This is a genomic window from Stenotrophomonas sp. STEN029 (assembly GCF_056760015.1).
The window spans coordinates 16,870-26,473 of record NZ_JBRREC010000006.1 but is presented as its reverse complement, the minus strand read 5'-3'; the positions used below and the strand labels follow the sequence as shown (position 1 = coordinate 26,473).

Here is a 9,604-nt window from a genome sequence, read left to right as displayed (position 1 = left end):
GCTTGCAGCATGGCCCGGCAGTCCCCACTTTCAGATGATGAACGACACGCCCCCGCTATTTGATAACCGCTTCCAGCGCGAGCTGCCCGGTGATCCTGAAACCGGCGCGCGCCGCCGCGAGGTGCTGGGTGCTGCCTGGTCGGCGGTGATGCCGACGCCGGTGGCTGCACCGCGCTTGCTGGCGCACTCGGCTGAGGTCGCAGATGTGCTTGGCTTCGCCCCGACAACGATTGCCAGCCCGGAGTTTGCCGAGATCTTTGGTGGCAATGCCTTGTTCGCCGGCATGCAGCCGTGGGCCGCCAATTACGGCGGCCATCAGTTCGGCCATTGGGCCGGGCAGCTTGGCGATGGCCGCGCCATCTCCCTGGGGGAGTTGCTGGCCAGTGGCAAGCGTTGGGAGCTGCAGCTCAAAGGTGCGGGTCCCACGCCGTATTCGCGCGGCGCCGATGGCCGAGCGGTGCTGCGTTCGTCACTGCGCGAGTTCCTGTGCTCCGAGGCCATGCATCATCTCGGTGTGCCCACCACCCGCGCATTGAGCCTCGTCGGCACCGGCGAGGCGGTGATGCGCGACATGTTCTACGACGGTCATCCGCAGGCCGAACCCGGTGCGGTGGTGTGCCGCGTCGCACCGTCGTTCATCCGCTTCGGCACATTCGAGCTGCCATCGGTGCGCGGTGATGTCGCGCTGCTGCGGCAACTGGTCGATTTCTGCATCGCCCGTGATTACCCCGAGCTGCAGGGCAGTGGCGAGGCGCTGTACGCCGACTGGTTTGCGCAGGTCTGCACGCGTACCGCGGTGATGGTCGCGCAGTGGATGCGGGTCGGCTTCGTACACGGCGTGATGAATACCGACAACATGTCGATCCTCGGTTTGACCCTGGATTACGGCCCTTACGGCTGGGTCGAGGACTACGATCCGGACTGGACGCCGAACACCACCGATGCGCAGGGCCGACGCTACCGCTTTGGCACGCAGATGCAGGTGGCGTACTGGAATCTGGTGCGATTGGCGCAGGCGTTGTCGCCTTTGTTTGCCGAGGTTGCACCTCTGCAGGCCGGATTGGATGGCTTCCGCGAACGCTTTGAAGCCGAAGAACGCGCCCATCTGGTTGCCAAACTTGGTCTGGGCGAGTACCGGGACGGCGACGTCGAGCTGATGACGCAGTTCCAGCAGTTGCTGCAGGACGGTGAGATGGATATGACGCTGGCATTCCGTGCCTTGGCGTCCATTGATATCGACGCGCCGCAGGCCGCCGCGCTGGAGGATGCCTTCTATTCGCCGGCCGCCCGCGAACAGGTGTTGCCAGCGCTGACCGACTGGCTGCAGCGCCATGCAGCGCGGGTTCGGGCCGCCGGGCAGTCACCGCAGCAACGCCGTGATGCCATGCAGGCAGCAAATCCCAAATACGTGCTGCGCAACTGGCTGGCCCAGCAGGCGATCGACCGTGCCGAACAAGGCGATCTGGCCGGAATCACGGACTTGCTGGACGTGATGCGGCATCCTTATGACGAACAACCCGGGCGCGAGGCATTTGCCGCCAAGCGTCCGGAATGGGCGCGCGACCGCGCCGGCTGCTCGATGTTGTCGTGCAGCTCCTGAGCACCTTTCCACGAATGACTGATATGACTTCTCCTGCCTACCCCGAATGGTCGCGCCCGATCCGCGACATCGCTGATTTCCCCAAGCCCGGCATCCTGTTCAAGGACATCATCCCGCTGCTGGGCGATGGCGCCTGCTTCCGTGCCGCCGTGCAGTCGATGGCCGAGCCGTGGCGCGACGCTGGTTTGCATGCGGTGCTGGGCGTGGAGGCGCGCGGCTTCATTCTGGGTACCGCGCTGGCCCTGGAACTGGGCGTGGGCTTCGTGCCAGTGCGCAAGCCGGGCAAGCTGCCGGGCGCAACGCTGAAGCAGGAATACGCGTTGGAGTACGGCACCGATCGCATCGAAGTCAGCGTCGGCGCAACCCCGCCGGGTGCGCGCGTGCTGCTGGTCGATGACGTGCTGGCCACCGGCGGTACCTTGCTCGCCGCCTTGCAGTTGGCTGCGCAGCTTGAGGCGCAGGTTGTTGGCGGCGCGGTGTTGGTGGAGCTGGACGGACTGGGCGGCCGTGAGCGCTGGCCTGATGGTTTGCCGCTGGCCGCTACACTGGTGTACTGAGTACCTGGTCCACCCCAATCCGCGGAGTCCCGAATGCCGACGTTGAGTGAGCTGCTGTCTTCCTTCGATGGTGAACAAGGGCTGCTGCTCCCTGACAGTTGGCGACAAGGACGCACTGCCTACGGCGGCGTGCTCAGTGCGCTGGCGGTGGCCGCGGCGATGCAAAGCCATGCAGGCGTGTTGCCGCCATTGCGCGCGATGCAGGTGACCTTCATCGGGCCTGCAGCCGGTCTGCTGCGTTTCGTGCCGGCAGTACTGCGCGAGGGCAAGTCGGTGGTGAATGTCGGCGTGGATGTGTTCTCCGACGATGCCTTGGCGGCGCGCTTGTCATTGGTGTTCGGCCGCGCCCGCGAAAGCGCGATTGCGCATGATTTCGGTGGCGAGCGCCCGGCCCAGGGGCCTGCCGCGTACCGCGATTTCGACATGGCGGCGATGCCTTTTGCGCCAGCCTTTACCCGCAACTTCCAGATGCGTCCTGCCGGTGGCGCGATGCCGGTGTCGGCTGCGGAGATTCCCGAGCTGCTAACCTGGATCCGCCATCGCGACGCCGGCGGGATAGACCCGGCGGTAGCCCTGATCGCGATGGGCGATGCGATGCCGCCGGCGGCATTCACCAGTTTCCGAGCTGCTGCGCCGATCAGTTCGATCACCTGGAACGTTGAGCTGCTCGATCCTTCGCCGCAGGGCGAATGGTTCCTGCTGCGTTCCTTCAGCCAGCATGCGGGTGACGGTTATTCGTCGCAGGACATGCAGGCCTGGGATGAGCAGGGCCGGGTGGTGATGCGCGGCCGCCAGAGCGTGGCGGTGTTTGCCTGATGCGCGCCCTGCGGGTGTTGGGTGGACTGGCGCTGTTGCTGGCGATGCTCGGCTGGAGCGCGTGGTTCGTGATCTGCAATGTCTATGAATTCTCGCCAGCACTGGACCCGCTGGCGTTCGCCGGTGGCTGGCTGCTGAGCGCGGTGTTGGCCTGGCGCGTGTTCCGTGGCGGTTTCCGCCGTATTGCCTGGCCATTGTTTGCGCAGGCTAGCTGCATCGGCGTGTACCTGCTGCTGATCCATCGTGGCGTCGGCGAGGCCACTGCGCTGGCGCTGTTTGGCGCAGCCAGCGTAGCGGTTGTTGCCGCGGCATTCCGGGTGACGCTGCGCGCTCGCGCCGACTGAAGCGGGTTCAGCGGGTCAGCCGGATGTCCCCTTCGGCCAGCGCCTGCCGCAAGAATGCCAACACTGCCGGGCCGCTTTCCCGGTCCGCGCGGGCGTAGCCTTCGGCAGTGCCACCAACCGGGATGTATGGACCGGTGTCGCTGCGGAAGGTGGTGGGTTGCAGGAAGGGAGTGATCAGATGGCCAGCGTCCGAGTAGTACAGCAAGGCGTCTGGTTGCGGCGTGCTGCGACGCTTCAGGCGCTGCATCGCCAATGCCGCCATCTCGCCGGAAACACCGAGCTGGTCGTCACCACCTGCGACCAGTAGTAGCGGGCCGTTGATGCGTTCGATCGGCAGCATCGCCTGCTCCAATGCTGCCGCGTGCGCGCCAGGCTGATTCCAGTTGAGCTGCTCCACATAGGGCAGGAACGGCAGGTCGCGGCCACCAACGCTCAAGGCGGGCTCATCCACGGCGCGGAAATCGGCCGGCGGTACATCACGGCGGATACCGCGGAACGGTGCGGGACTGCCTACCCATGACACTGCCGCCTGCAGGCGCGGATCATGTGTGGCGGCTGCCATTGCCACGATGCCACCCCAGGAACCGCCCATCACGCCGACCTTGCCGGCAAAGGGCTGGGCGCGCAGCCAGCCGACCGTTTCGCTGACCGGGTCGATGGGGACGCGGATCAGATCCTTGGGCAGTCCGGGCATCCGGTAATAGGCAACAGCCACGGCGACGAAACCGTTGGACGCCAACCAGGCGGCGTACAGATTCGCGGTATCGATGCCGCCTTCGGCGCCGCCCAGGGTGATCACGACAGGATGGCGGCGGTCGTCGTCCAGCGCACCAGCGGGGTGATAGAGATTGCCGACCACTCCTTGCAACTGCAAAGGCGTGGCAACGACATTGGCCGCGTTGATCCGCCGCAACAACGTCTGCTGAGCGATCCGCTCGCCGTCGACGAAGGCCTCCAGTTGCATCGCTACCGGCGTATAGCGCAGGCCGTCGGGTTCGCTGCGCATCGGCAGTGGCGTGGGTCTGCCCTTACCTGCCTCTGGCCGCATTGACCAGAACAGCCCCATTGCATCGACACCTGCGTAGCTGCCAGCCTCGGCGCCGGCAGTGGCGGTATCGGCAATGCCGTTGTGATCAGCACGGTAGTTGGCGTGCGCCAGCCAGCGGTTGCCGCTGCTGTCCTGCATGGAAAGCTGCAGTTTCACGGCTTGGCTTGGCAGCAGCCCGGCAACGCTGATCTGCACCGGTTGATCGGCTGGACCGTCCACGGGATGTACGCGCAGTTCGGCGGCATAGGCCAGGGAGCTGCAGCCGAGCAGCAGCGGAAGCAAGAGGTGCTTGAGCATGGGTGGTGTGAGCGAGGAGCGGCACGCGATGTTGCCGCTACTGGAAGTGCAACGGAACAGCTGGACGCCACCAATGGCGCAGGCCGTGCCGGGCGTGGCATGAGCCGTGCGTCTCAGCCGACCTTGCCCATCTTCGCTTCGAAGGCGTCGCGGTGCAGCCGGCTCAGTGGCAGTTGGGTGCCATCCAGCAGTTCCAGCGTCGCATCGCCATTGCGGCGTGGCAGCAGACAGCGCACCCGTGCGCAATTGACGATGACCGCGCGCTGTATCTGCACGAAGCCGGCCGGCGTCAGCTGCTCGGCGAGCCGGCCAATGCTCTCGCGCAACAGGTGCACCTGCTTGCCGACATGCAGGCAGGCATAGTGGCCGGCGCTGTCGATGTAGTCGATGTCGGTCGGTGATACGTAGTCGCTGCGGCTGCCATTGCGGATGCATAGCGGTGCCAGCGGGTTGGGGGTCTCGCGTGCCAGATGCCTGCGCAGCCGGTCCAGTGCGACGGCAAGACGGTTGGCATCCAGTGGCTTGGGCAGATAGTCGACCGCGCCCAGTTCGTAGGACGCCAACGCATGTTCTGCATGGGCGGTGGTGAAGATGATCGCCGGTGCAGGTGCAGCCAGGCTGCGCGCGAGCTGCAGGCCGTTTTCACCGGGCAGCTGGATGTCCAGCAACAACAGTTCGACAGGTTCGGCAGCCAGCAGCGAACGGGCCTGGGCGATGCTGGGCGCCTCGCCGACTATCTGGATATCCGCATGCGCGCCCAGCAGGTGGCGCAGCTTTTCGCGGGCCAGTGCGACGTCGTCGATCAGCAGGGTGCGGATCATGCGGCGGGCTCGCTGCTGGCAAGTGGCAGCTGGATGGTGACCTGATAGTGCGAATCTTCGCGTTGCGCGTGCAGCGTGGCAAGTTCGCCGTAGATCGCCTGCAGGCGTTCGCGGCTGGCTTGCAGGCCAATTCCCATGCCGGCGGCAGCGTCGCCAAGCGGGTTGCGGATCTGCAGGTGAAGCAGATCATCGCGCGACTCGAACTGCAGGCTGATCGTGGCGTCCTCTGTGTCCGAGGTGCTGGCGAAGCGCACGGCGTTCTCGATCAATGGCTGCAGCAGCAGGCTGGGCACGCGCGCATCCCAAGCATCGGCGCTGGCCTGCAGTTGCACCTGCACTGGCTGTTGCTGCAGCAGTCGCTGCAGTTCGATGAAGGCCATCGCCTGCGCCACTTCCTCGCGCAGGGCGACGAAGGGGGCGCTCTGCAGCAGGTTACGTAGCAAATCACCCAGCTGCGCCAAGGCAGCGTCGGCGCGCTCTGCATCGCGATAACCCAGCGCGCCGATCGCATTGAGCGCGTTGAACAGGAAGTGGTGATTCAGGCGTGCCCGCAATGCTTGCTCGCGCGCCTGCGCCAGCAGCTCGCCACGGCGGCGATAGCGGCGGATATAGGTCAGTGCCTGGCCGATGCCGATGACAGCAACATAGGTTGGGAGCGCGAACAGGCTGGTGGCGACAACCGCATGCAGCCAGCTGTCGGGCAGCGCGCGGGGCAACGCCAGCTGCGAGAGGTGGTAGCCAAACATCCAGCCCATCAGCGACAGCGCAGGAATGATGCCAATGCCGGCGGCCAGCAGCTTGCTCGCTGCCCGGGCATCGCGGCCCATGCCCAGTGGCCAGCGTGCGCACAGCCGCCAAAGACCAGGCGTTGCCAGCAGCCAGGGGCTGTAGATGCCAAGCAGGAACAGCAGGGAACGCATCAGCTCGACGGGAGCCAGACTGCCAGCGGAGGGGCCGGTGAGCTGTACTGCCGGCAGGGTGACCAGGATCAGCAGCAGCCAAGCCGCGGATACCGCACGCCACGGAAAGGCCGTGGCGTGCGTATCCGCCGCAATGCTGGAAGAGCGGGTGTCCGGCTGGAAAGTCATGTGTGCGCTCAAGCGCCGGGCTGGGCCGGCACCTGCTTACATCTTGCGAACGCGGAACCGCTTGCCCTTGATCTTGCCGGCTTCAAGGCGGGCCAGGGCCTTGCCTACCTGCTCACGGGCAATGGCCACATAGGAGCGGGTCGGGAAGATGTCGATCTTGCCGATCGCCTTGGCCGACAGCCCGGCGTCGCCGGTTAGTGCACCGAGGATGTCGCCAGCACGCAGCTTGTCGGTCTTGCCGCCATCGATGCGCAGGGTGGTCATCGCCGCCTGTGGCAGCTCAGCCGGACGCGCGGTTGCCAGCGGGGTCTTCTGCCAGTTCAGCGGCTTGCCCTGCTGTGTTTCCAGTGCGTCGGCGCGGCTGCGCTCGCGGCCGGCAACCAGGCTCAATGCCAGGCCATTGCGGCCGGCACGGCCTGTACGGCCTACGCGGTGCTGGTAGGTATCGATGTCGGTCGGCAGCTCGTAGTTGACCACCGCAGCCAGGTCTTCCACATCCAGACCGCGTGCGGCCACGTCACTGGCGACCAGTACGTTGCAGCTGCGGTTGGAGAACTGCATCAGCACTTCGTCGCGGTCGCGCTGTTCCATGTCGCCATGCAGCGCCAACGCCGAGAAGCCGAACTGGCGCAGCGAGTTGGCCACTTCGTCAACGTCCTTGCGGGTGTTGCAGAACACCACCGCCGATTCCGGCGTATACCTCAGCAGCAAGCCGCCCAGCGCCTTCTGGCGGTTGGCCGGCTCGGTCTCGAAGAACAGCTGCTGGATGGCCGGTGCCTCGGCCTGGCCATCGACAGTGACTTCGGCCGGCTCGTTGAGCAGGGCGCGGGCCAGTTCGCGGATCGCTTCCGGGAAGGTGGCCGAAAACAACAGGCTCTGGCGTTCCTTGTGGGTGCGGCCGGCGATTTCGCGGATCGGCTCCTCGAAGCCCATGTCGAGCATGCGGTCGGCTTCGTCCAGCACGAAGCTGCGGACCTGGCCCAGGTTCAATGCGCGCTTGCGCGCCAGTTCCTGCACGCGGCCGGGAGTGCCGACCACGACCTGCGGGTCATGGGCTTCCAGCGAGGCCAGCTGCGGGCCCAGCGGCATGCCGCCGGTGAGGATCAGCAGCTTCAGGTTGGGGATGCCGGTGGCCAGCTTGCGCAGCTGCTTGCCGACCTGGTCGGCCAGTTCGCGGGTAGGGCACAGCACCAGCGCCTGGGTGCGGCTGACGGACAGGTCGAGCCGGTTGAGCAGGCCCAGGCCGAAGGCGGCGGTCTTGCCGCTGCCGGTCGGGGCCTGCGCGATCACGTCGCGGCCTTCCAGGATCGGCGGCAGGGCCAGCGCCTGTACCGGCGTCATCGAGGTATAGCCCAGCGCGTCGATGCCAGGAGCGAGTGCCGGCGACAGCGGCAGGGAAGAGAAGTCAGTCATGCCATATTTTCGCAGAAGCCGGGCGGCGGCGCTTGCCTTCCTGAATGGGTAGCTGGGTCTGCTTCATCCAGTGTCGGTGGGGCGGAATCAGCTCTTGCGATTATTGGTGACAGGTTTGCTCCTGGGTGTGACGGTCTTGGCCCCGGAAGGGCGCTGGTAAACGAAGGGATAGGGCACGGCAGGTGTCTCCGGCAAGCCTGCACGCCATTGTTCGAGCACCGTAGCCACGGCCTTGCCGGTCTTGAACTGCGGTTCGGAGGGGAGCTCGCTTTGCTCCTTTTCGCGGCGGCGGACGCTGCCTGCAGCCAGTGTGTAGGCGTGGGCGAAGTCGTTGGTGGCGTTCAGGGCCTCGACCAGGAAGGCGCGGCCAAACCAGGTGGCGCTATCGGTATTGCCGCAGCCAAAGGATGGACGGTCCTTGCGCGCGGCAGTGATCACCATGCGCTGCGGAGACATCAGTGCCGGAACGAAGGCGCCCGAGAAACAGGCCGAGACCACGATCACCGCATTGCCGATCTGGGCTTGATCCAGCATCCGCGCGAGCTGTGCCGGTGCCAGATAGTCTTCCTGGTCGCGGCCGGTGTGCAGGTAGACGCTGTTGTCATGCAGGCCATGGCTGGTCAGGTAGAGGAACAGCACGTCTTCATCCGGGTCCAGCTTCTGCCCGAGCCCATTGAGGGCATGGCCGATGCTGTCGGCGGTAGCCAGAACCTGCGGAGGACCGCCATGGCCCAGGGCAGGCTGGTTGACCAGGCTGATCATGCGGCCTTCGGCACCCCAGCGTGTTGCGGACAGTTGCCGCAGGTAGGCCACTTCATTGGGGAACACGTCTTCGTCGGCATCGCCGGCCACGCCGAGTACATAGATGTCGGTCACGCCGGGGCGCTGGGCTGGCAAGCCCGCCAATGCGGCGTCCAGCATCGTGAGCTGGCTGCCTTCGAGTTTGGGTGTGGTGGCTTGCCGCTCGGGTGCTGCTGCGGCGCCGGCGAGTGCAGGCCAAACCGCACAGACTGCCAAAAACACGTTGGCGACGGCTTTCATCAGCCGGGTAGAGGAATGCTGGGAACCGCGTTGGGCTGCCATTGCCGTAATCCATGACGGTGGGTATGGCAGCACGATCAAGCTGACCGTGCTGCATCCAGTGCGCGCCAGGAGGCGGCCTTGGTGGCTATGGTGCCGGAGTTGGCGCCTGGATGCTTTTGCAGGTGTTGGGACCGCGCGCCGTAGCTGGCGCAATCCCGTAGCGGTCAGCGCGACGCTCAGTCCGCCAGCGATGACCAGCCATAGGCCAGGGCGCACTTCTTCCTGAGATTCTCAAGCTGCTCGGCGGCATTGATTGCGCTGTTGGCGCGGTAGACCAGATCTTCCAGCCTGCACAGGACGTCGGCCTGCTCGTCATCGTCCGGTACAACCTCGACAATCCGGTCGACAAGCTGGTGCATCTCCAGCAGCTTCTGTTTGCGCTCGTATTCGCCAAGCGCGGTAGCGTCCTGCACGACCTGCTGTGCCAGAACGTCGAAGTGATCGCGCAACTTCTCGTAGTCCATACAGCACCTGCTGTTATGACTGCCAGCCAATAGCCTGTAATGGTGCTGTCGGGGATACCACTACCTCAATGAG

General features: G+C 65.6%; 10 protein-coding genes. 4 read left to right on the top strand and 6 right to left on the bottom strand.

What is annotated here, in order from left to right:
• The first annotated feature begins 37 nt into the window (after nt 1-37).
• From ACVOLI_RS02460 to ACVOLI_RS02445, 4 genes are read left to right on the top strand one after another with little or no spacing between them, the layout of a single operon-like run.
• Nucleotides 38-1,600, top strand: a complete 1,563-nt coding sequence (locus ACVOLI_RS02460; RefSeq protein ID WP_481533388.1) for a protein adenylyltransferase SelO — start codon at nt 38-40, stop codon at nt 1,598-1,600.
• A gap of 14 nt (nt 1,601-1,614) precedes the next feature.
• The gene (locus tag ACVOLI_RS02455; RefSeq protein WP_481533387.1) at nt 1,615-2,157 is read left to right on the top strand and encodes an adenine phosphoribosyltransferase; all 543 of its coding nucleotides are present in this window, start codon (nt 1,615-1,617) and stop codon (nt 2,155-2,157) included.
• A gap of 33 nt (nt 2,158-2,190) precedes the next feature.
• Entirely contained in the window at nt 2,191-2,973 is a 783-nt protein-coding gene (locus ACVOLI_RS02450; RefSeq protein ID WP_481533386.1) for a thioesterase family protein, read from the top strand.
• Entirely contained in the window at nt 2,973-3,317 is a 345-nt protein-coding gene (locus ACVOLI_RS02445) for a hypothetical protein (protein ID WP_481533385.1), read from the top strand. Before ACVOLI_RS02450 ends, ACVOLI_RS02445 begins: the two co-directional genes overlap by 1 nt.
• Before the next feature lie 7 nt (nt 3,318-3,324).
• On the opposite strand, the gene ACVOLI_RS02440 is transcribed toward ACVOLI_RS02445, so the two are convergent.
• The 6 genes from ACVOLI_RS02440 to ACVOLI_RS02415 all read right to left on the bottom strand — a co-directional run bounded on the left by ACVOLI_RS02440 (nt 3,325) and on the right by ACVOLI_RS02415 (nt 9,531).
• Nucleotides 3,325-4,662, bottom strand: coding sequence for an acyl-CoA thioesterase/bile acid-CoA:amino acid N-acyltransferase family protein (locus tag ACVOLI_RS02440; RefSeq protein ID WP_481533384.1), 1,338 nt, complete (start codon nt 4,660-4,662; stop codon nt 3,325-3,327).
• 113 nt (nt 4,663-4,775) lie between these two features.
• Nucleotides 4,776-5,483: a LytR/AlgR family response regulator transcription factor gene (locus tag ACVOLI_RS02435; protein WP_481533383.1), complete on the bottom strand. Its 708-nt coding sequence runs from the start codon at nt 5,481-5,483 to the stop codon at nt 4,776-4,778.
• Nucleotides 5,480-6,571, bottom strand: coding sequence for a sensor histidine kinase (locus ACVOLI_RS02430; protein ID WP_481533382.1), 1,092 nt, complete (start codon nt 6,569-6,571; stop codon nt 5,480-5,482). Before ACVOLI_RS02430 ends, ACVOLI_RS02435 begins: the two co-directional genes overlap by 4 nt.
• 36 nt (nt 6,572-6,607) lie before the next feature.
• A complete protein-coding gene (dbpA, locus tag ACVOLI_RS02425; protein WP_296246288.1) occupies nt 6,608-7,984 on the bottom strand; it encodes an ATP-dependent RNA helicase DbpA in 1,377 nt (458 codons plus the stop codon).
• A gap of 87 nt (nt 7,985-8,071) precedes the next feature.
• The gene (locus tag ACVOLI_RS02420; RefSeq protein WP_481533381.1) at nt 8,072-9,067 is read right to left on the bottom strand and encodes a C13 family peptidase; all 996 of its coding nucleotides are present in this window, start codon (nt 9,065-9,067) and stop codon (nt 8,072-8,074) included.
• A gap of 176 nt (nt 9,068-9,243) precedes the next feature.
• On the bottom strand, nt 9,244-9,531 hold the full coding sequence (locus ACVOLI_RS02415) for a hypothetical protein (RefSeq protein WP_481533380.1): 288 nt from the start codon (nt 9,529-9,531) through the stop codon (nt 9,244-9,246).
• Nucleotides 9,532-9,604 lie beyond the last annotated feature (73 nt).